At 67.6% G+C, this 20,132-nt stretch carries 20 protein-coding genes and 1 pseudogene; 18 read left to right on the top strand and 3 right to left on the bottom strand.

Annotation, left to right across the window (positions count from 1 at the left end):
- Positions 1-40 precede the first annotated feature (40 nt).
- The 7 genes and pseudogenes from rpsM to KPL74_12385 all read left to right on the top strand — a co-directional run bounded on the left by rpsM (position 41) and on the right by KPL74_12385 (position 5,225).
- The gene (gene rpsM / locus KPL74_12415; GenBank protein ID QWT18547.1) at positions 41-397 is read left to right on the top strand and encodes a 30S ribosomal protein S13; all 357 of its coding nucleotides are present in this window, start codon (positions 41-43) and stop codon (positions 395-397) included.
- Positions 398-409: 12 nt separating this feature from the next.
- Positions 410-781, top strand: a pseudogene (gene rpsK, locus KPL74_12410) (30S ribosomal protein S11).
- Positions 782-806: 25 nt separating this feature from the next.
- Positions 807-1,433: a 30S ribosomal protein S4 gene (gene rpsD, locus KPL74_12405; GenBank protein QWT18546.1), complete on the top strand. Its 627-nt coding sequence runs from the start codon at positions 807-809 to the stop codon at positions 1,431-1,433.
- A gap of 16 nt (positions 1,434-1,449) precedes the next feature.
- Positions 1,450-2,448 (top strand): DNA-directed RNA polymerase subunit alpha, encoded by a 999-nt coding sequence (gene rpoA, locus KPL74_12400; GenBank protein QWT18545.1) that lies wholly within the window; start codon positions 1,450-1,452, stop codon positions 2,446-2,448.
- A 211-nt stretch (positions 2,449-2,659) separates the two neighbouring features.
- Positions 2,660-3,046: a 50S ribosomal protein L17 gene (rplQ, locus tag KPL74_12395; protein ID QWT18544.1), complete on the top strand. Its 387-nt coding sequence runs from the start codon at positions 2,660-2,662 to the stop codon at positions 3,044-3,046.
- A 257-nt stretch (positions 3,047-3,303) separates the two neighbouring features.
- Positions 3,304-3,840, top strand: a complete 537-nt coding sequence (locus KPL74_12390; GenBank protein QWT18543.1) for a disulfide bond formation protein B — start codon at positions 3,304-3,306, stop codon at positions 3,838-3,840.
- An 11-nt stretch (positions 3,841-3,851) separates the two neighbouring features.
- Positions 3,852-5,225 carry a 3-deoxy-7-phosphoheptulonate synthase class II gene (locus tag KPL74_12385; protein ID QWT18542.1) on the top strand — a complete coding sequence of 458 codons (1,374 nt, stop codon included), beginning with the start codon at positions 3,852-3,854 and terminating at the stop codon, positions 5,223-5,225.
- A gap of 3 nt (positions 5,226-5,228) precedes the next feature.
- On the opposite strand, the gene KPL74_12380 is transcribed toward KPL74_12385, so the two are convergent.
- On the bottom strand, positions 5,229-6,743 hold the full coding sequence (locus tag KPL74_12380; GenBank protein QWT18541.1) for an acetyl-CoA hydrolase/transferase family protein: 1,515 nt from the start codon (positions 6,741-6,743) through the stop codon (positions 5,229-5,231).
- A 205-nt stretch (positions 6,744-6,948) separates the two neighbouring features.
- Between KPL74_12380 and KPL74_12375 the strand changes: the two genes are divergently transcribed.
- Both KPL74_12375 and KPL74_12370 read left to right on the top strand, forming a co-directional pair.
- On the top strand, positions 6,949-7,560 hold the full coding sequence (locus KPL74_12375) for a hypothetical protein (protein QWT18540.1): 612 nt from the start codon (positions 6,949-6,951) through the stop codon (positions 7,558-7,560).
- Positions 7,561-7,570: 10 nt separating this feature from the next.
- Positions 7,571-9,001 carry a hypothetical protein gene (locus KPL74_12370; protein QWT18539.1) on the top strand — a complete coding sequence of 477 codons (1,431 nt, stop codon included), beginning with the start codon at positions 7,571-7,573 and terminating at the stop codon, positions 8,999-9,001.
- Positions 9,002-9,011: 10 nt separating this feature from the next.
- Here KPL74_12370 and queG read toward each other — a convergent pair whose 3' ends face one another.
- Positions 9,012-10,076 carry a tRNA epoxyqueuosine(34) reductase QueG gene (queG, locus tag KPL74_12365; protein QWT18538.1) on the bottom strand — a complete coding sequence of 355 codons (1,065 nt, stop codon included), beginning with the start codon at positions 10,074-10,076 and terminating at the stop codon, positions 9,012-9,014.
- Positions 10,077-10,112: 36 nt separating this feature from the next.
- Here queG and KPL74_12360 point away from each other — a divergent pair, with 36 nt between their 5' ends.
- The 5 genes from KPL74_12360 (at position 10,113) to KPL74_12340 (ending at position 16,687) form a co-directional block, all read left to right on the top strand.
- On the top strand, positions 10,113-11,588 hold the full coding sequence (locus KPL74_12360) for an NAD(P)H-hydrate dehydratase (GenBank protein QWT18537.1): 1,476 nt from the start codon (positions 10,113-10,115) through the stop codon (positions 11,586-11,588).
- Positions 11,585-12,037: a tRNA (adenosine(37)-N6)-threonylcarbamoyltransferase complex ATPase subunit type 1 TsaE gene (gene tsaE / locus KPL74_12355; protein QWT18536.1), complete on the top strand. Its 453-nt coding sequence runs from the start codon at positions 11,585-11,587 to the stop codon at positions 12,035-12,037. Before KPL74_12360 ends, tsaE begins: the two co-directional genes overlap by 4 nt.
- 153 nt (positions 12,038-12,190) lie before the next feature.
- Positions 12,191-13,783: an N-acetylmuramoyl-L-alanine amidase gene (locus KPL74_12350; GenBank protein QWT18535.1), complete on the top strand. Its 1,593-nt coding sequence runs from the start codon at positions 12,191-12,193 to the stop codon at positions 13,781-13,783.
- A gap of 149 nt (positions 13,784-13,932) precedes the next feature.
- A complete protein-coding gene (gene mutL, locus KPL74_12345; protein ID QWT18534.1) occupies positions 13,933-15,777 on the top strand; it encodes a DNA mismatch repair endonuclease MutL in 1,845 nt (614 codons plus the stop codon).
- Between the two features lie 25 nt (positions 15,778-15,802).
- Complete coding sequence (locus KPL74_12340) at positions 15,803-16,687, top strand: DUF1684 domain-containing protein (GenBank protein ID QWT18533.1); 885 nt, start codon at positions 15,803-15,805, stop codon at positions 16,685-16,687.
- A gap of 125 nt (positions 16,688-16,812) precedes the next feature.
- Here the strand turns inward: KPL74_12340 and KPL74_12335 are convergent, their stop codons facing one another.
- Entirely contained in the window at positions 16,813-17,595 is a 783-nt protein-coding gene (locus tag KPL74_12335; protein ID QWT18532.1) for an enoyl-CoA hydratase/isomerase family protein, read from the bottom strand.
- A 146-nt stretch (positions 17,596-17,741) separates the two neighbouring features.
- Between KPL74_12335 and KPL74_12330 the strand changes: the two genes are divergently transcribed.
- The 4 genes from KPL74_12330 to KPL74_12315 are packed head-to-tail and all read left to right on the top strand — an operon-like array spanning position 17,742 to position 20,130.
- The gene (locus tag KPL74_12330) at positions 17,742-18,458 is read left to right on the top strand and encodes an FKBP-type peptidyl-prolyl cis-trans isomerase (GenBank protein ID QWT18531.1); all 717 of its coding nucleotides are present in this window, start codon (positions 17,742-17,744) and stop codon (positions 18,456-18,458) included.
- A 27-nt stretch (positions 18,459-18,485) separates the two neighbouring features.
- Positions 18,486-18,671 carry a DUF1289 domain-containing protein gene (locus KPL74_12325; GenBank protein ID QWT18530.1) on the top strand — a complete coding sequence of 62 codons (186 nt, stop codon included), beginning with the start codon at positions 18,486-18,488 and terminating at the stop codon, positions 18,669-18,671.
- The gene (locus KPL74_12320; GenBank protein QWT18529.1) at positions 18,671-19,276 is read left to right on the top strand and encodes a CoA pyrophosphatase; all 606 of its coding nucleotides are present in this window, start codon (positions 18,671-18,673) and stop codon (positions 19,274-19,276) included. Before KPL74_12325 ends, KPL74_12320 begins: the two co-directional genes overlap by 1 nt.
- A complete protein-coding gene (locus KPL74_12315) occupies positions 19,270-20,130 on the top strand; it encodes a sulfurtransferase (GenBank protein ID QWT18528.1) in 861 nt (286 codons plus the stop codon). The genes KPL74_12320 and KPL74_12315 overlap by 7 nt, the downstream gene beginning before the upstream one ends.
- The last annotated feature ends 2 nt before the right edge of the window (positions 20,131-20,132 follow it).

The raw sequence follows: 20,132 nt of genomic DNA, 5'->3' as shown, positions 1-20,132 counted from the left end.
CGCGTTTACCGCGCTCGAAGCACATTGGAGACAGTACATCATGGCGCGCATCGCGGGTGTCAATTTGCCGGTCCAGAAGCATGTCTGGGTTGGCCTGCAGAGCATTTACGGAATCGGCCGTTCGCGGGCGAAGAAGGTCTGTGCTGATTCTGGCGTGGTCCCGACCACCCAGATCAAGTCGTTGAGCGAAGGCGAGGTCGAGAAGATCCGCGCTGAAATCGCCAAGTACACCGTCGAGGGCGATCTCCGCCGCGAGATCGGCATGGCGGTCAAGCGTCTCATGGACCTTGGTTGCTATCGTGGCCTCCGCCACCGTCGCGGCCTGCCGGTGCGCGGCCAGCGCACGCGTACCAACGCCCGTACCCGTAAGGGTCCGCGTCGTCCGATCAAGAAGTAACGGATACCGATTATGGCTAAGCCGGTTAAGACCAAGAAGAAGATCAAGCGTGTTGTGACGGATGCCGTCGCCCACGTGCAGGCTTCGTTCAACAACACCATCGTCACGATCACCGATCGCCAGGGCAACGCCCTGTCGTGGGCGACGGCGGGCGGCGCGGGTTTCCGCGGCTCGCGTAAGTCGACCCCGTTTGCTGCGCAGGTTGCCGCCGAAAAGGCTGGCCGCGCCGCAGGCGACTACGGTGTGAAGACCGTGGAAGTTCGCATCAAGGGCCCTGGCCCGGGCCGTGAGTCGGCCGTGCGTTCTCTCAACGCGTTGGGCTACAAGGTGCTCAACATTATTGACGTCACGCCGATTCCGCATAACGGCTGCCGTCCCCCAAGAAGCGTCGCGTCTAAGGAGCATACCCATGGCCCGTTATCGTGGAGCTACCTGCAAACTTGCGCGTCGTGAAGGTGCCGACCTCGGTCTGAAGAGCCCGGCCCGCGCGCTTGATTCCAAGTGCAAGCTCGAAAACAAGCCCGGTCAGCATGGCGCCAACAAGCGCGCCCGCCTGTCCGACTACGCAGTGCAGCTGCGTGAGAAGCAGAAGGTCAAGCGCATCTACGGTGTGCTTGAGCGTCAGTTCAGCAACTACTACACCAAGGCTTCGACCCAGAAGGGCAACACGGGTGAAAACCTGCTTCGCCTCCTGGAAAGCCGTCTCGACAACGTCGTCTTCCGCATGGGCTTCGCGGTTACCCGCGCCCAGGCACGTCAGCTCGTGGCCCACAAGGCCGTGACGGTCAATGGCAAGAAGGTCAACGTGCCTTCCTACCACGTCCGTCCGGGCGATGAAGTTTCGCTGACTGAAAAGGCTCGCACCCAGCTGCGCGTCCAGGAAGCGGCGACGGTCTTTGACACGATGGACCTTCGTCCGACGTGGGTCGAGGTCGACAGCAAGAAGTTCGCAGGCACGTTCAAGGCCGTTCCGGATCGTGGCGATCTGCCGGCCGATATCAACGAAGCCCTGATCGTCGAGCTTTACTCGAAGTAATCCACCGGAGCCTTGCATGGCAGTATCGTCAACTAGTGTGCTGCGGCCCCGCGGCCTCAGCGTCGAGCAGCTTGGTGCGAATCGCGCCAAGGTGGTGGTCGAGCCGCTCGAGCGTGGCTTTGGCCACACCCTGGGCAACGCGCTGCGCCGCGTGCTGCTCTCTTCGATTCCGGGCAGCGCCATCGTCGAAGTCGAAATCGACGGCGTGCTGCACGAGTACACGACCCTGGAAGGCCTCCAGGAAGACGTCATTGAAGTTCTCCTGAACCTCAAGGACGTTGCGATCCGCCAGCACAGTGGTGACGAAGTCACCCTGACGCTGTCGAAAAAGGGTAAGGGCGTGGTCACGGCGGGCGACATTGCCGTTGACCATACCGTTGAGATCGTCAACCCGGACCATGTGATCTGCCACCTCACCAAGGATGTGGCCCTGAACATGCGTTTGAAGGTTCGCAAGGGCGTCGGCTACCAGCCCGCCAGCGCGCGCCAGCATCCGGATGACGAAACGCGGCCGATCGGCCGTCTGCAGCTCGACGCGTCGTTCGCGCCGGTGTTGCGCGTGGCTTACGAAGTGGACGCAGCTCGTGTCGAGCAGCGCACCAACCTCGACAAGCTCGTGCTCGACATCGAGACGAACGGCACGATCGGCGCTGAAGACGCTGTCCGCAAGGCGGCTGAAATCATCAACGACCAGCTGTCGGTTTTCGGCGATTTCTCGCGCCGCGAGAGCGATTCGACCAAGGCAGAGAAGGGCGGTTTCGATCCGCTGCTGCTCCGCCCGATCGACGATCTCGAACTGACGGTTCGTTCGGCGAACTGCCTCAAGGCCGAGAGCATTTACTACATCGGCGATCTGGTCCAGAAGACCGAAGTCGAACTGCTCAAGACCCCGAACCTCGGCAAGAAGTCGCTGACGGAAATCAAGGATGTCCTGGGCGGGCGTGGTCTCGCACTCGGCATGAAGCTCGAGAACTGGCCGCCGCCGGGTTTGTCCCACGGCATGCAGCTCGGCTGATGTTCCACGGGGCGATCGGATTCGATCGCCCCGGTTCCTTTTGCACCAACCGGCGGATGCCTCGTGCACTTCCCCCGGCCCACCAAAGCGGTCCACAGAGGCCGTGCTCTTATAACGGGGCGTTCTGACAGCCTCGAATAGCGGGCAACCGCGGAAAGTCGGCTCATCCTGACCGGCCTTTCATAACAACAGACCTTAGAGAGTAAACGCCATGCGCCACCAGAAATCCGGTCGCAAGCTCAACCGCACGAGCAGCCACCGCGAAGCCATGTTCAAGAACATGGCCGCGTCGCTGATCAAGCACGAGCTTATCCGCACCACCCTTCCGAAGGCGAAGGAACTCCGTCGCATTGCCGAGCCGCTCATCACGCTCGCCAAGACCGATGGCGTCGCCAACCGTCGTCTCGCTTTCGCGCGCCTGCGCGACAAGCAGGCCGTCGGCAAGCTGTTCATCGAGCTCGGCCCGCGCTACCTGCAGCGCCCGGGCGGCTACCTGCGTATCCTCAAGTGCGGCTTCCGCCCGGGCGATAGCGCCCCGATGGCGTACGTCGAGCTGGTCGATCGTCCGGCAGCGACCGAAGCGGCCGACGCCGAGTAAGCGTCCTCGCCAGGCAACACCCGAAGCCCCGCCAGGGAAACCTGCCGGGGCTTTTTTTATGCCCCACCCCAGCCACCCAGCCTGCGCTACTCCCCTGTAGGAGCGCGCCCGCGCGCGACGCTCTCAGCGCCAGCCCCCACGTCTTTCCCGCCCCCCGCTAAGTCCTTGACACAGTTACAAACGAAACTTCACGCGCCTACTGACAAAGGCATGCACATCGGGTTAACGTGGGTGTCCCCGCATCGCACCATCCCCGCATGAACCCTTTTCGCTGGTCGTACCGTTCGCGCTATCTCGCTGGTTTCCTCGTCTGCGTCGGCCTCATGGGCTTCGCGCTCTACGCGCAATACCAGATGCATCTCGACCCGTGCCCGCTGTGCATCTTCCAGCGCATCGCGGTCTGCGTCATGGGCCTGTTCTTCGTCGTCGGCGCGCTGCACAGCCCGCTGAAGGGCGCGGCGCGCACGGTCTACGCCTTCCTGATCACCCTGGGCGGCGCCTGGGGCATCGCCACGGCGGGCCGCCATCTCTGGTTGCAGACGCTGCCGCCCGACCAGGTGCCGGCGTGCGGGCCTGGCCTCGGTTACCTGTTCGATGCGTTCCCGTTTATGAAGATGCTCAAGCTTGCCTTCACCGGCTCCGGTGAGTGCGCCAAGCTGGACCCGATCCTCGGCCTGCCCATGCCGGCATGGACCCTCTTCTGGTTCGTCGTCCTCATTGCCTGGGCCTGGCTGGCCCTGCGCAGCACCACCCGTTCCCCGACTTCCCGCGCCGTCCAGGGCGCCACCACGTAGGCCACGCTGTCATGCCGCATTCCCTCAAAGCCGTCCCTCCCGCGTCCCTCGACTGGACCCCGGGCGCATGGCGCTCGCGGACCGCGCTGCAACAGCCGACCTACGAGAACCTCGAAGAGCTCGAGCACGCGCTCGCCCAGCTCGGCGCCTTGCCGCCGCTGGTGACGTCGTGGGAGATCCTCACGCTCAAGCAGCGCATTGCCGAAGCCCAGGAAGGCGAGCGTTTCCTCCTGCAGGGCGGCGACTGCGCCGAGAGCTTCGCCGACTGCAATAGCCCGATCATCTCCAACCGCCTGAAGGTCCTGCTGCAGATGAGCCTCGTGCTCGTCCACGGCCTGAAGAAGCCGGTACTGCGCGTGGGTCGGTTCGCCGGCCAGTACGCGAAGCCGCGCTCGGCCGACACCGAAACGCGCGACGGCGTCACGCTGCCCGCGTTCCGCGGCGACCTGGTCAACAGCCCGGACTTCACCCCGGCTGCGCGTCGTGCGGATCCGCAGCGACTGATCAAGGCGCATGCCCGCTCCGCGATGACGATGAACTTCGTCCGCGCCCTGATCGACGGCGGTTTCGCCGACCTGCATCACCCCGAATACTGGGACCTCGCGTGGGTCGAGCATTCGCCGCTCGCGGCGGAATACAAGCGCATGGTCGCCAGCATCGGTGACTCGCTGCGCTTCATGGAGACGCTCGCGGGCCAGTCGATCTCCAGCTACTCGCGCGTGGATTTCTACACCTCGCACGAGGCGCTCCTGCTCCACTACGAGGAGGCGCTAACCCGCCAGGTGCCCCGTCAGGACGGCTGGTTCAACCTGTCCACGCATTTCCCGTGGATCGGCATGCGCACGGCGGCGCTGGATGGCGCGCACACCGAATACTTCCGCGGCATCCGTAACCCGATCGCCGTGAAGGTCGGCCCGACCGTGCAGCCGGACGACCTGCTGCGCCTCATCGATGTGCTCAACCCGAACGAGGAGCCGGGTCGCCTGACCCTGATCCATCGCATGGGCAACGACAAGATCGGCACCCAGCTGCAGCCGCTGCTGGAGGCCGTGAAGCGCGAGGGCCGCCGCGTGCTCTGGGTGGCCGATCCGATGCACGGCAACACGGAGAGCACCAGCAACGGCTACAAGACCCGTCGCTTCTCGAACATCGCCGGCGAGCTTGACCAGGCCTTCGATATCCACTCGGCCGCGGGCACGCGCCTGGGTGGCGTGCACCTGGAACTCACCGGCGAGAACGTCACCGAGTGCCTGGGTGGTGCGCGTGGCCTGGTCGAGACCGACCTCGACCGCGCCTACAAGTCGATGGTCGATCCCCGCCTCAACTACGAGCAGTCGCTCGAGCTGGCCATGCTCATCGTCCGAAAGTCCGGCGGCATGTCCTGACGGTTACGCCAACATAGTCCCCGTATCCAGCCAGCGCTGGTGCCAGGACAGCGCTTCCGGCAGCAGATGCGGCGTGTGCTTGCCGAAGCTCGCGCGCGACGCCCGCTCGAAGTAATCCTCGAGCTGCGCGCGATACGACGGATCCACGCAATGATCGAGGATCTGCCGCGCGCGATGCCGCGGCGGCAGTCCGCGCAGGTCGGCGAGCCCGTGTTCCGTCACGATGATCGACACGTCGTGTTCGGTGTGGTCGACGTGGCTGACCATGGGGACCAGCGCCGAGATGCTGCCGTTCTTCGCCGTGCTCGGGCTCAGGAAGATCGACAGGAAGCTGTTGCGCGCGAAGTCGCCCGAACCGCCGATGCCGTTCATGATCCGGCTGCCCATCACGTGGGTCGAATTGACGTTGCCGTAGAGGTCGGCCTCGATCATGCCGTTCATCGCGATGCAGCCGAGCCGGCGCACGAGTTCGGGATGGTTCGAGATCTCCTGCGTGCGCATGATGATCCGTTCGCGGTAGAAGGCGATGTTGCGCTTGAACTCTTCGTTGGCGGCCGGGCTGAGCGCGAACCCCGTGCACGATGCGACCTTGAGCACGCCATCGCGGAGCATGTCGAGCATGCCATCCTGGATCACTTCGGTGAATGCGGAAAGGTCGCGGAAACCGCTCTCGGAAAGGCCGGCGAGGACGGCGTTCGGGATGTTGCCGACGCCGGACTGCAGCGGTAGCAGGTTCGCCGGCAGGCGTCCCTTCCTGACCTCGTGCTGCAGGAACTCGATGAGATGCGCGGCGATCCGCTTGCTGGTGTCGTCGGCGGGGGAGAACGGGCTGTTGCGATCCGGGCCGTGCGTGCGGACGACGGCCACCACCTTGTCCGGGTCGCAACGCAGCGACGTTTCGCCGATGCGGTCGTCGGCATGCACCAGCGGGATCGGCTTGCGCTGCGGCGGCAGCGCGGTGCCGTAGTAAACATCGTGCATGCCGTCGATGCCGTCCGGCTGCCAGTCGTTGACCTCGATGATCACCTTCTTCGCGAGGTCGAGCCAGGTCTTGTTGTTGCCGATCGACGTCGACGGAACCAGCGAACCGTCTTCGCGGATGCCGGCCACTTCGACCACGGCGGTGTCGATCTCGCCGTAGAAGCCGAACCACACATGCTGGGCGACGTGGCTGAGGTGGATGTCGATGTAATCCAGCGTGCCGGCATTGATCCGCTGGCGGGCGTCGGGGTCGGTCTGGAAGGGCATGCGCAGCGCGATGCCGTCGGCCTTGGCCAGCGCGCCATCGAGTTCCGGCGCCGTGGAGGCACCGGTCATCAGGCGGATGCGGAAGGCCTCGCCGGCCACATGGGCATCTTCGATGCGCCGGGCGAGGGCGAGCGGGACGGCCTTGGGATAGCCGGAGCCGGTGAAGCCGCTCATGGCGACGGTTTCGCCCGGCTGGATCAGGGCGGCAGCGGCCTCTGCGCTGACCACGCGGTCACGCAGGAGGGTGGAACGGATGCGATCGGAAGACATGCGGCGGGGGAAGCAGGGGAGGGGAATGCCCATTATCCCGCCCGCTGCGAACAGCGGCCCATGCGACCATGGTGGTATGGCATCGCGCCGCACCATCGGACCGCGTCCCCGTTCCCGTCGCCCGCGTGAACCCGTGCCGGAAATGCCGACGGGCATTTGCTAATCTCAGGCCGGCCGCGTTCGAGCGGCTACGCAAGGAGTCGCGATGCCAGCGCCAAGCCCGCGCCACCACGTGCTGTACCGCCACCCCGCCCGGGTGGCCCTCGCCACGTTGCTCGCCGCATCGGTGGGCGTGGTTTCCGCCACCGAAGCGAAGGAGAAGCCGCGCATGAGCGAACACGCCGCGCATGTCACCGCGACCCAGGCCCTGCAAGGCATGCTCGAACTGATCCGGAAAACGCCGGCGGTGGGCGCGCTCACGCCCGAAGCGATGGCCGAACGGCTCGGCTTCCCGGTGAAACGCCACGGACCGGACGACTTCGGTTACGCGCAGGCGCTCGCCGGGGGCTGGGCCTTCAGCGTGCAGCGCCAGGCGGTGGCTTCCGTGGGGCCGCGCGTCGACCTCATCTTCGAACCCGTCGCCGAGGACGACACGCCGTCGCCCGAGCCGATCTGCACGCCCGACTTCAGCCACTTCACCCAGGAACTGGAGCGGATGGGCTTCAAGCGCCAGCGCACCCATGGTGAACACGGGCGCTGGACCTACGACGCGTTCGACCGGGCTGGCCAGCACGTCGAGGTGTATCCGCTGGTGGATGCAGGTTCCCGTGAAGGCGATGCCACGCGCACCTGCGTGAGCATGGTCCTCGTCCGCTGAGGGTGCCGACATGCCACTCGACGCGCGTGCCAATGCGGTGGTGCAGGCGTTTGGGCAACAGCCCGGCGTCACGCCCGACCAGCTTCGCAACCTCACCGACACCATCAATGCCTCGCCCGCGCTCGTCGACGAGGTGAACCGGGCCGTCGCGGCCGGGCATCTCCAGCGCATCGTGCCACTGCAGAATCCCCACGCCGGCGGCGAATACAATGCGTCGGCGCACGAAATGCGCCTGCCGCTGACGAGCCTGTCGACGCCCGCCGGTGGCCGTTACGACGCCTCCGAGGCCACCTTCGTGCTCGGCCATGAGCTCCAGCATGGCTTCAACGCCGCGGGCATGGCCCAGGCGCACGCGACGTTCGCCCGCGACCTGCAAGCGGTCGCCCAGTCCAATGCCCCGAAGCACGACTACACCCGGCCGATCGGCGAGGTCATCGCGGCCAGTCGTCGCGACGAAGCAGGCGCCGAGATCTCAGGCTGGAATGCCGTGGTCAGCGCCGCGCGCAGCGAGGCGCAACGCCAGCACGCGCCGGCGCCAACCCTCGAAGACATCTACAAGACGAACCCCGGTCGCATGCGCGACTTCATCCACGTCGACCGCACGCAGTCGCCGGTGCACTACGCGATGCGCTCGAACCTCACGGTGAATGCGGACATGTCGATGCCGGCGACGGCAGGCAACATCGAAGGCATGGGGCGCAATTATTTCGACCGGTCCTCCACGCTCGGCCACAACGGCAATTCGTCCTACGCCAACTACTACGGTGCGTGGGCGACAGGTACCGCGGTGCAGTTCGAGCGGCATTACGGGCATGGCCACGCCAACATGGCGGTGAACCTGCAGGCCTTGCACGTCCGCCCGGACATCATGGCCCAGAACGGCATCGACCTCGGCGCCGACCACCGCCCGATGCCGTACCAGGACACCAGCACGCAGCCACCGACGGCGCGCAATTTCCGCCACACGGCGACGTCGCACGTTTACCAGCCGGTGGTGCCCGGCAACGGATCCGTGCGCCTCGACGATGAAACCCATCCGGACCACGCGCTGTTCCAGCAGGCCCGCGGCGCCGTGCATCGGCTGGATGCCCAGCACGGACGGATCCCGGACCAGCGCAGCGAAAACCTGGCGGGTGCGCTCACGGTGGCGGCGCGCGAACAGGACATGCGCGGCATCGACCACGTGGTGTTGAGTGCCGACGCGTCGCGCGCCTACGCGGTACAGGGCAGCCTCGACTCGCCGCACAAGGCAATGGCCGCCGTATCTACCCAGGATGCGGTGAACACGCCGGTCGGCCAGAGCAGCGATGCATGGCAGGCCGTGGCTGGGCTGGGCGCGCACGTGCAGCAGGCGGCACAGGCGCAGCAGGCAAGCCAGGCGCAGCAGGCGGCACAGGCGCAACAGGCCCAGTCGCAGCACCCGCCGATGCACGGACCCTGACCCGCGCCGGTCAGTGCCCGTGGCGCGCCAGTGCCCAGCCCACGTGTTCGCGGACGACGGCGGATGCATCGGCGACACGCGCCTGCAGGGCGGCAACGACCTCGTCGCTGGTCGGCGCGTTGCCGAGGCCGACGGCAAGGTTGCGTAGCCACCCCTCGTAGCCCGTGCGCCGGATCGCCATTCCCTCGGTGCGCGAGAGGAATTCCGCTTCGCTCCACGCGAACAGCTCGACCAGCTTCGGCCCGTCGAGGCTATGCCGCGGCGCGAAGTCGGGTTCGGTCGCATCCTGCGCGAACTTGTTCCACGGGCAGATCAGCTGGCAGTCGTCGCAGCCGAACACGCGGTTGCCCATCGGTGCGCGCAGCTCCTCCGGGATGCTGCCCTTCAGTTCGATGGTGAGGTAGGAGATGCACTTCCGCGCGTCGAGGCGATACGGCGCGACGATGGCCTGGGTCGGGCAGATGTCGATGCAACGACGGCAGCTGCCGCAATGCGCCGAGGCCGGCTCGTCGAGTGGTAGCGGCAGGTCGGTGTACAGCTCGCCGAGGAAGAAGTACGAGCCGGCGCGCTTGTTGATCAGCACGGTGTGCTTGCCGATCCAGCCAAGGCCCGCGTTCCGCGCCAGCGCTTTCTCCAGCACCGGCGCCGAATCCACGTAGGCGCGGTAGGCGAAATCGCCCACCCGTTCGGTGATCCGCGCCGCCAGCTTCTGCAGCCGGTTGCGCATCACCTTGTGGTAATCGCGACCGAGCGCGTAGCGGGCGATGTACGCCTTGTCGGGGTCGTGGATGACGTCCCACGCGTTGGGCGTGCCGGGCGGAATGTAGTCCATGCGCACCGAGATGACTCGCAGCGTGCCGGGCTCCAGCTCGGCCGGGCGGCTGCGCCGGGTGCCGTGGCGCGCCATGTAGTCCATCTCGCCGTGGTGGCCATCGGCCAGCCAGCGCTCCAGGTAGGCCTCGTCGTTGCCCAGGTCGGTGCCGGCGATGCCTGCGTCCGCGAAGCCAAGCTCACGCGCCCAGCGCTTGATGTCCTGGGTGAGCGAGGCGTAGTCGATGTCGGTGGAGACGGGCATGCGTCCATTCTACTTGCCCCGCCTATAATCCTCAGGATGAACGCCCCACGCCTGGATACGGCCCTCTTCACGTCCGCGCAGTCGCGCGCGATCGACCAGCGGGCCATCGACGAACTCGGCATCCCCGGGTTCGAACTGATGGGCCGCGCCGCGGCAGCCGCCTTCGCGCAACTGCGCCGACGATGGCCCGAAGCCCGTCGCCTGCAGATCGTCTGTGGCAGCGGGAACAATGGCGGCGACGGTTACCTGGTCGGCCGCGACGCGCTGGCGGCCGGGTGGCACGTGGACCTGGTCGCCCTGGGCGAACCGCGCGAGGGAAGCGATGCCGCCCACGCGCGGCAGGTTTACCTCGACGAGGGCGGTGCGCTCACCGATCCGTCCGACGTGGACGCCCTGGCGTGCCCCGACGTCATCGTGGATGCGCTCTATGGCACCGGACTGAATCGCGCCCCCGAAGGCGCGGCGAAGGAGGCCATCGAGGCGATCAACGCGGCCGGCGTGCCGGTGCTCGCACTGGATATCCCCTCGGGCCTGTCCGCCGACACCGGCGGATGTGCCGGCGTGGCGGTGCGGGCGACAGCCACGGCCACCTTCATCGTGCACAAGCGTGGCCTGCACACGCATCGCGCGGAACTGGCCGGCGAAGTCGTGCTGCATGCGCTGGGCCTGCCCGCGTCGATCCTGGACAAGCCCGACGCCACCCTGATGACGCCGCACGGCCTGCCGCGCCGGCCGCGCGATTCGCACAAGGGCAGCAATGGGCACATCCTCGCCATCGGCGGTGACCACGGCACGGGCGGCGCGGTGCGCATGGCGGCCGAAGCGGCGCTGCGCACGGGGGCCGGCCTGGTCAGCGTGGCCACCCGCGAGGAGAACGTGCTGGCGATCAATGCGGCGCGGCCCGAGCTCATGGCGCACGGCGTGAATGGTCCGCAGGCCCTGCAGCCGATGCTGGAGAAGGCCTCCGTGCTGGCCCTCGGCCCCGGCCTGGGCCAGTCCGCCTGGGGCCATGCATTGTGGACCACGGCGCTCGACGCCGACCTGCCGACCGTCCTCGACGCGGACGGGCTCAACCTGCTGCACGCCGAGCATCGCGTGCTACCGGCCCGGATCGTCCTCACGCCGCATCCGGGCGAGGCCGGCCGCCTGCTCGGCATGTCCACGGCCGAGGTCCAGGCCGACCGCTTCCATGCCGTGCGCACGCTGGCACGCCGCTTCGAAGCCGTAGTCGTGCTCAAGGGCAACGGTAGCCTGGTCGCGTCGCCCGAGGGCGACGTCGCGGTTTGCCCGTGGGGCAACCCCGGCATGGCCAGCGGCGGGATGGGCGATACCCTCACGGGGATCATCGCCGGCTTGCTCGGCCAGGGCTGCGCTCCGTTCGAGGCAGCGTGCCTCGGCGTGGCCCTGCATGCGCGGGCGGCGGATGCCGCGGCAAGGAACGGCGAACGCGGCCTGTTGGCCGGGGATCTGCTGGAGCCGCTGCGGCGGCTCGTCAATGGCCTGGAGGCATGATGGAGCTGATGCTTGGCGACGAAGCGGCCACGATCGCCCTCGGGCGGCGCATGGCCGATGTGCTGCCCGACGGCCTGGTGGCCTTCCTGCACGGTGACCTCGGCGCGGGGAAGACCACGTTCGCGCGCGCCTTCCTGCAGGCGCTGGGCGTCGGTGAGCGGGTGAAGAGCCCTACGTACAGCCTCGTCGAAGGCTACGAATTCGGTGACCGGCGCGCGTTCCATCTTGATCTTTACCGCATCGCCGACCCGGGCGAGCTGGAGTGGCTGGGGCTGGACAGCCTCGCCGAGCCGGGCGCCATCGTACTCGTTGAATGGCCCGAACGTGGCACCGGCGCACTGCCGCCCGTGGACCTCGAACTGAGCTTCCGCCACGAGGGTGATGGCCGTGTCGTGCGCTTCGAAGCACATACGGACACCGGCCGCCGCATCGTCGCCGCGCTGGCCTGAGCGGCCGTCTACGCAACATTCCTGTACGCCCGTTGACGAAGTGTTCGCAGGTCATGGATTAACAAGGGAAAAGATCTTGCAATCCGCGGGCGCATGGAGTCCAATCCGGGCCATATGAGGGGAATCACTAACAAACTTGGCCTGCTTGCGTGCGTGACCGCCGTCGCGACGCTGGCGCCTGCCGCGGCGCACGCGGCTGACGTGAAGGCTGCGCGTGCCTGGGCTGGCCCGGAATACACCCGCGTGGTCTTCGATCTCTCCGGCCCCGCCACCTACAAGATGTCCCAGGGCGATACCCCGGGCAGCGTGGTGCTGGACATCGCCGGAAGCACCGTCACGGCCGATTTTTCGGCGCCGGGCGGGCAGGGGCTGTTCAAGTCCATGACCACCGGCAAGCAGGGTTCCTCCGCGCGGATGATCGCGACGGTCGACCCGAAAGCCAAGCCGAAGAGCTTCCTGCTCAAGCCGGCCGGCGATTACGGCTACCGGCTGGTGCTCGACCTCTATCCGGGTGGCCAGAGCGATCCGGGCGACAACCCCGTGCCGCGCGACGACGACACCCCGTCGGTCGCCAAGGCCCTTGCCGATGCCCCAGCCGACGCCCCCGTGGCGACGGCGGGCAAGGGCCGTCGCGGCAAGACCATCCCTGCTGGCGTCCCGCCGATGGCTGGCGGTGGCCGCAAGGTGGTGGTCGCGATCGATGCTGGCCATGGTGGTGAAGATCCGGGCGCCAAGGGCGCCACCGGCATGCGCGAGAAAGACGTCACCCTGATGGTGGCGCGCGAGCTTGCCGACCAGATCAATCGCCAGCCCGGCATGCAGGCCGTGCTGACCCGCAATGGCGACTATTTCATCCCGCTGAAGCGGCGCTACCAGATCGCCCGCGAGCACAACGCCGACATGTTCGTGTCGATCCACGCGGATGCGTTCAAGAACAGCGATGCCAAGGGCTCGTCGGTGTGGGTGCTGTCGCCCCGCGGCAAGACCTCGGAAGCGGCGCGCTGGCTGGCAGACCGCGAAAACCGCGCCGACCTGGTCGGCGGCGTCTCGCTGGACGACAAGGACGATTCGCTGGCCGCCGTGCTGCTCGACCTGCAGCAGGGCTATGCCATGCAGGCGTCCGAGCAGATCGCCGGCAACGTGCTGAAGGCGCTGGGCCACCTCGGCCCGACCCACCGTGGCTACGTGGAGCGCGCGAACTTCGTCGTGCTGCGTTCGCCCGACGTGCCGTCGATCCTGGTCGAGACCGCGTTCATCACCAATCCCAGCGAAGAGACCCGGCTGCGCAGCGAAGATCATCGCCGCGAGCTGGCCACGGCCGTGCTGGGTGGCGTGCGCAACTATTTCGAATCGATGCCGCCGCCGGGCACGTGGTTCGCCGCCCAGGCCTCGCGCCGGAACGGCACCTACGTGGCCTCGACGCCCGCGCCGGTGCAGACCGACGACGCCGACGACGGCGCGGCCGATGCCCCTGTGGGCAAGGCCGTCGTTGCCTCGTCGAAGGCGCCGCCGCCGGTGGTGTCTGCAAAGCCCGCGAAGAGCCTGGCGAAGGCCGATGCGCCGGCCCGGAAATCCACCGGCCGTGCCGATGACAACGTCCGCGACCTGCACCGGGTCAATCGCGGTGAGACGCTGACCGGCATTGCCCAGCAGTACGGCGTCTCGGTCGGCGCGCTGAAGATGGCCAACAAGATGAACGACAACACCGTGCGCGTGGGTAGCGTCATGGTGATCCCGTCCGGCTGAGACAAGAGCGGAGGTGGGAGGAGGGAAGTGGGGGCGCCTGACCGACGTGCCGCCCCCACTTCCCATCTCCCACCTCCCGCTCGCGGGCAGGCGAGTGCGCGCTCGATGCTCTATCCTTCCAGCCTGAACGTGCAAGTCAGGCCCAAGCCATGCCCATCCGCCCCCTTCCGCCGGCGCTGATCAACCAGATCGCGGCCGGCGAGGTCATCGAACGCCCCGCGTCGGTGGTCAAGGAACTCGTTGAAAACAGCATCGATGCCGGTGCGCGCCGCATCGAGGTCGACATCGAGCAGGGCGGCGTGCGGCTGATCCGCGTGCGCGACGACGGTGGCGGCATCCCGCGCGACGAGCTGCCGCTCGCGGTGGCCTCGCACGCCACCAGCAAGATCGCCAGTTTCGACGACCTGGAGCGGGTCGCCAGCATGGGCTTCCGTGGCGAAGCGCTGGCCTCCGTGTCGTCGGTGGCGCGCTTCTCGCTCACTTCGCGGCACGCCGGGCAGGATGCCGCGTGGCGGATCGAAGTGGATGGCGGCAAGTACCAGGATGCGCGTCCCGCGCAGCACCCGCCCGGCACCACCATCGAAGTGCGCGACCTGTTCTACAACGTGCCGGCGCGACGCAAGTTCCTCCGTGCCGAACGGACCGAATTCGCCCATATCGACGACCTGCTGAAGTCGCTGGCGCTGGCGCGCGAAGGCGTGGATATCCGGCTGACCCATAACGGCAAGCCGGTGCGCCTGCTCAAGCCCGCGCGCGACGAACACGCCGCGCTGGCGCGCGTCGCCGAGGTGCTGGGCCCGGAATTCCCCGGCCAAGCCTTGCGCGTGGAGCATGCCGCCGCGGGCCTGCGCCTGTCCGGCTGGGTCGGCCTGCCGACGGCCTCGCGTGCCCAGGCCGACCAACAGTATTTCTACGTCAACGGGCGCCTCGTCCGCGACCGGATCGTCGCGCATGCCGTGCGACAGGCCTACGCCGACGTGCTGTTCCACGGTCGCCATCCGGTCTTCGTGTTGTTCCTCGAGCTCGACCCGGTCGGCGTGGACGTCAATGTCCATCCGGCGAAGAGCGAAGTGCGCTTCCGCGAACAACGCCTGATCCACGATTTCCTTTTTCGTACCCTGCACGAAGCGCTGTCGCAGACCCGCGCCGGTGCAAACGCACAGGAGACGGCGCTGCCGGTCGGCACCGCGGCCGCGTACGACGGCCGCCCCGCGCAACCGATGGCGGGCATGCCCGCGTGGCCGCAGCAGGCCAGCCAGTCGCGCCTCGACCTGGGCGTGCGCGAGGCGCCGTTGTCGGACTACGCCACCTTGTTCGGTGCGCCGTCCGCGACGCCGACGCCTTTCGCCGCGCGGCCCTCGTCGGCGTGGACGCCGACGCTGGCGCAGGATCCGGAGCAGGGCACGGACGTGCCGCCACTGGGCTACGCCATCGCCCAGCTGAAGAACATCTACGTGCTGGCGGAAAACGAACACGGCCTCGTGCTCGTCGACATGCACGCGGCGCACGAACGCATTACCTACGAGAAGTTGAAGAACGGCCGGGTCACCGCCAACCTGCGCTCGCAGATGATGCTGGTGCCGTTGTCGATCGCGGTCAGCGCGAAAGAAGCCGCCGCCGCGGAAGAGCACGCCGATGCGCTCGCGGAGTGGGGCCTGGAGCTCTCGCGTAGTGGCCCCTCGGGTGTCGTCGTGCGCCGGATCCCCTCCCTGCTCGAAGGCGCGGACGTGGCCCAGCTCACCCGCGACGTGCTCGGCGAACTGGCCCAGCACGGCAGCTCCCGCCGCCTGGAAGAACTCGAGAACGAGCTGCTCTCGACCATGGCCTGCCACGGCTCCGTGCGTGCCGGCCGGCGCCTTGGCCTGCCTGAAATGAATGCACTGCTACGCGAGATGGAAGCCACCGAACGCAGCGGCCAGTGCAACCATGGCCGTCCGACGTGGGTGCAGCTTTCGCTGTTCGAGCTGGACAAACTCTTCATGCGCGGCCGCTGAGCCGGGCCGACCAACGAGGTTCCCGATGATCCGCATGTTCGCTCTCGCATCCGCCGTCGCCATGGCCTCCGGCAGTGCACTCGCTACCGACGATCTCACCGCGACGGTGGAGAAGGCCCGCGCCGAACGGCTGGCGACGTTGACGGCGCCCGACGGCTGGCTGAGCCTGATCGGCCTGGAATGGCTTCAGCCCGGTGCCAACCGCGTGGGTAGCGCGTCGGATAACGACATCGTGCTGAAGGCGGGCCCGGCCCACCTGGGCACGATCACGCTGGACACGAGCGGCGCGGCCACGATCGAGCTTGCCAAAGGCAGCGGGGCGACCGTCGACGGCCGCGAGGTGGAACGCGCCACGCTGGTCGACGATAGCGCCGGGCGCAAGCCCACCGAGGTGCGCTTCGGTTCGGCACAGTTCTTCGTCATCGCACGCGATGGTCGCAAGGCGATCCGCGTGAAGGACGAAAACGCGGAAACGCGCACGCACTTCCTCGGCCTGGATTACTTCCCGGTCGATGCCTCGTGGCGCGTCGTCGCCGACTGGGTGCCGTTCGACCCGCCGCACGAGCTGGAGATCGGCTCGGTGCTCGGCACGATCGACAAGGAGAAGGTGCCGGGCAAGGCGGTGTTCACCCGCGATGGGCAGACCTTCGAGCTGTACCCGATCCAGGAAGAACCGAACTCACTGTTCTTCGTGTTCGCCGATCGCACCAGTGGCAAGGAAACGTACGGCGCCGCGCGTTTCCTCGACACGCCGCTGGCGAAGGACGGCAAGCTGGTGCTGGATTTCAACCAGGCACGCAACCCGCCGTGTGCATTCACGCCTTACGCCACGTGCCCGCTGGCGCCGCCGGAGAACCGGCTGGATGTGCGGGTGACCGCCGGTGAGAAGAATTACCGCGGGCATCATTGAGGATTGCGGGCACCATTTACGATTGCGGGCACCATTGACGATTGCGGGCACCATTGACGATTACGCCGATGTGATCGCGCGCAGGCGCGCTCCTACAGGGGATGCGCCGCGCGCGCGACCGAACGTCACGCGCCCTTGAACGACGCCTTTCGCCGCTCCAGGAACGCCGACGTCCCCTCGCGCATGTCCTCGGTCGAGAACGCGATCGCAAAGCCCTGCGTTTCAAACGCCAGGCCCTGGTCGATCGCGCACTCGCCGCCTTCGATCACGGCCTCGAGGATGCCCTTCAGCGCCAGCGGCGCCGCGCCGGCCAGCTGGTCGGCCATGGCGTCGACGGCCGTGTCGAGTTCGTCCGCCGCAACCACGCGGGTCACGACACCCAGCCGCTCGGCGCGCGCCGCATCGATCTGCTGGCCGAGCAGGCACAGTTCCAGTGCCGCGCCGCGACCGGCGAGGCGGGTGAGCCGTTGCGTGCCGCCGAAGCCCGGGATCAGGCCCAGGCCGATTTCCGGCTGACCGAACTTCGCCTTTTCGCTGGCCACGCGCAGGTGGCACGCCATCGCCAGCTCCATCCCGCCGCCCAGCGCGTAGCCCTGGATCTTCGCGATCACCGGCTTGCCCAGCCGTTCGATCGTCAGCATCAGCTCTTGCCCGGCGCGCGAGGCGGCCTGCGCTTTCACCGGCGACCACGCCGTCATCTCGGAGATATCCGCGCCGGCCACGAACGCCTTTTCACCGGCGCCGGCCAGTACCACCACACGCACGGCATCGTCCTGCTGTGCCTGGCGGAAGGCGAGGGTCAGTTCCCCGATCGTCTCGCGATTCAATGCGTTGAGCTTGTCGGGCCGATTCACGGTAACGGTGCGGACGGCACCGCGGTCGGTGGTGGTCAGGGTGCGGTAGGCCATGGTCGCTCCGGCAGGTGGGGAAGACGGCGGATGGTAACAGGGGAACTCTTCCCGCCGGATGGCGTCTCATGGGGGGTATCGGGCGGGATCGTGGATGATGGACTATCCTCCACGCGTGCCCGGAATCCGGGTCCATGGAGAACGGGATGTCACCCACGCGTCTGCTTGCCATTGCCACGGCCTTCTGCTGCGGCACGGCGTTCGCCCAGGCCGCGCCACCGGCGCAAGGCCAGGCAGGGGCGACGGCGATCGACAAGACCAAACTCTCCTATGCCATCGGTTACCAGATCGGCACCCAGTTCGCGAACAGCGCCCAGCCCGATGTCGACATCGCGATCCTGGTCAAGGCATTGCAGGATGGTTACGCCAAGCGTGCACCTGGCGTGCCGGTCGACGTCATGCAGCAACAGCTGGTCAACTTCGACGCCAAGGTGCAGCGCGATTCGGTCGTGGAATTCCGCCGGGTGGCCACCGCGAACGCGAAGCGCAGCGCGGATTTCCTCGCGAAGAACAAAACCCGCGGCGGCGTGGTGACCCTTCCGTCCGGCATCCAGTACGAAGTGCTGGCGCGTGGCGGCGGCAAGCAGGCCCAGCTCACCAGCACCGCCACGGTGAATTACCGCGGCGCCCTGATCGACGGCACCGAGTTCGACAGCTCCTACGCGCACGGCAAGCCCGTCACTTTCACCGTCAACCGGGTGATCCCCGGCTGGCAGGACGTGATCCCGCGGATGCATGTCGGCGACAAGTGGAAGGTGGTGATCCCGCCGCAGCTGGCGTACGGCGAGCGCGGCGAACTGCCGCGCATCGGCCCGAACGAGGCGCTGGTCTTCGAGATCGAACTGGTCGACGTCCGCCCGTAAGCAGCCCGCGCTAGAATGGCCGTTGCCATGGCCATCGTCCCCTCCACGTCCTTGCCCCTGACGCCGTGCACCGGTGTGTGTCGACTCGACGCGCGCGGCCTGTGCGAAGGCTGCCTGCGCACCGGTGGCGAGATCGCCGCGTGGCGCACCCTCAGCGACGAGCAGAAGCTGTGGATCATGGACGAAGTGCTTCCGCATCGGCAGGCTGGCTGATGGACGACCTGCTGGCGCGACTGCACGGGGCCCTGCTCCCGCTGGAAGCCCCGCCCGGTCCGAAGGGCTGGAACCACGACGACATGGTCAGGCTGATCGGCGACGTGCCACGCCGGCGTGCCGCCGTGCTGATCGGCATCCGCGACGACCGCGAGCAGAACGTGCTCTTCACCGTGCGCACCGACACCTTGCAGCAGCACGCGGGGCAGGTGGCCTTCCCGGGCGGCCGCGTGGAAGCGAGCGACGCGGACGTGGTCGCCACGGCCCTGCGCGAAAGCCACGAAGAAATCGGCCTCGACGCCCACTACGTCACGCCGCTCGGTTATCTCGAATCGATGGAAACGATCAGTGGCTTCAGCGTCACGCCGGTGGTCGCACGCATCGCCGCCGACGCGCCGACCAAACCCGACCCGGGCGAGGTGGCGGAAATCTTCGAAGTGCCGTTCGCGTTTTTCATGGACCCGGCGAACCATCGCCGCTACCGGATGGAGTTCCGCGGCCACGATCGCGAGATGGTCGAGTTCCTGCATGCGGGGTATCGCATCTGGGGCGCCACCGCCGCGATGTTGTTCAACCTGCTGAAGCGGATGGGCCAGCCATGTTGATTTCGCGCACGATCATCGACGCGGCCACGGCCGCCCATCTCCCGCCCGACGAAGTGTTGTTCGTCGATGCCCGCTTCGACCTCGCCGATCCGGGCAGGGGCGACCGTGATTACGCTGACGCACATGTCGTCGGCGCGGTGCGCGCCGACCTCGATCGCGAGCTCGCGGACATGGCCACCCCGGCCAATGGTCGCGGTCGCCACCCGTTGCCCGAACGCGCCGCGTTCGAGGCGTTCCTGTCGCGCATCGGCTGGCGCCCCGACATCCAGGTCGTGGCCTACGACAGTGCTGGCGGTGCGCTCGCCGCAGCGCGTTTCTGGTGGCTGGCGCGCCTGGCCGGCCTGGACAATGTCGCGGTGCTGGACGGTGGCTGGCCGGCGTGGCTCGCCGCGAAGCTTCCGATCGACGGCGAGGTGCCCGTCCGCGCGCCGACCAGTGTCGAGGCGTGCTTCGATCCCGCCGGCACCGTCTCCGTCGAGGAACTCACGGCCGGCCTGGCGAGCGGCCGGGTGGTCTTGCTCGACGCGCGCGCCGCGCCGCGATATCGCGGTGAGGTGGAACCACTGGATCCCGTGGCGGGCCATGTACCGGGCGCGCGCAACCGCCCCTTCGGCGACAACCTGGATGCGGACGGTTTCTTCCACGGTCCCGAAGTGCTGCGCCGTGCTTTCGAAGCGGTGATTGGCCCGCATCCGGCCGAAGACGTCGTGCACATGTGCGGCTCCGGCGTCACCGCCTGCCATAACCTGCTGGCGATGGAGTACGCCGGGCTTTGCGGGTCGCGGTTGTATGCGCCCTCGTGGAGCGGATGGGTGTCGGACCGCTCGCGCGCGGTGGCGCTCGGCGAGCACTGAGC

Source organism: Bacillus sp. NP157, assembly GCA_018889975.1.
Lineage (GTDB): Bacteria > Pseudomonadota > Gammaproteobacteria > Xanthomonadales > Rhodanobacteraceae > Luteibacter.
The sequence above is the reverse complement of the archived record's forward strand: the minus strand, read 5'-3'. Positions and strand labels throughout refer to the sequence as shown.

Coding starts and splice junctions, on each gene's coding strand:
- rpoA (QWT18545.1), top strand. CDS start 1,450: ATGGCAGTATCGTCAACTAGTGTGCTGCGGCCCCGCGGCCTCAGCGTC.
- KPL74_12390 (QWT18543.1), top strand. CDS start 3,304: ATGAACCCTTTTCGCTGGTCGTACCGTTCGCGCTATCTCGCTGGTTTC.
- rpsM (QWT18547.1), top strand. CDS start 41: ATGGCGCGCATCGCGGGTGTCAATTTGCCGGTCCAGAAGCATGTCTGG.
- mutL (QWT18534.1), top strand. CDS start 13,933: ATGCCCATCCGCCCCCTTCCGCCGGCGCTGATCAACCAGATCGCGGCC.
- KPL74_12340 (QWT18533.1), top strand. CDS start 15,803: ATGATCCGCATGTTCGCTCTCGCATCCGCCGTCGCCATGGCCTCCGGC.
- queG (QWT18538.1), bottom strand. CDS start 10,076: ATGCCCGTCTCCACCGACATCGACTACGCCTCGCTCACCCAGGACATC.
- KPL74_12375 (QWT18540.1), top strand. CDS start 6,949: ATGCCAGCGCCAAGCCCGCGCCACCACGTGCTGTACCGCCACCCCGCC.
- KPL74_12320 (QWT18529.1), top strand. CDS start 18,671: ATGGACGACCTGCTGGCGCGACTGCACGGGGCCCTGCTCCCGCTGGAA.
- KPL74_12385 (QWT18542.1), top strand. CDS start 3,852: ATGCCGCATTCCCTCAAAGCCGTCCCTCCCGCGTCCCTCGACTGGACC.
- tsaE (QWT18536.1), top strand. CDS start 11,585: ATGATGGAGCTGATGCTTGGCGACGAAGCGGCCACGATCGCCCTCGGG.
- KPL74_12325 (QWT18530.1), top strand. CDS start 18,486: ATGGCCATCGTCCCCTCCACGTCCTTGCCCCTGACGCCGTGCACCGGT.
- KPL74_12330 (QWT18531.1), top strand. CDS start 17,742: ATGTCACCCACGCGTCTGCTTGCCATTGCCACGGCCTTCTGCTGCGGC.
- KPL74_12380 (QWT18541.1), bottom strand. CDS start 6,743: ATGTCTTCCGATCGCATCCGTTCCACCCTCCTGCGTGACCGCGTGGTC.
- KPL74_12360 (QWT18537.1), top strand. CDS start 10,113: ATGAACGCCCCACGCCTGGATACGGCCCTCTTCACGTCCGCGCAGTCG.
- rplQ (QWT18544.1), top strand. CDS start 2,660: ATGCGCCACCAGAAATCCGGTCGCAAGCTCAACCGCACGAGCAGCCAC.
- KPL74_12370 (QWT18539.1), top strand. CDS start 7,571: ATGCCACTCGACGCGCGTGCCAATGCGGTGGTGCAGGCGTTTGGGCAA.
- KPL74_12315 (QWT18528.1), top strand. CDS start 19,270: ATGTTGATTTCGCGCACGATCATCGACGCGGCCACGGCCGCCCATCTC.
- rpsD (QWT18546.1), top strand. CDS start 807: ATGGCCCGTTATCGTGGAGCTACCTGCAAACTTGCGCGTCGTGAAGGT.
- KPL74_12335 (QWT18532.1), bottom strand. CDS start 17,595: ATGGCCTACCGCACCCTGACCACCACCGACCGCGGTGCCGTCCGCACC.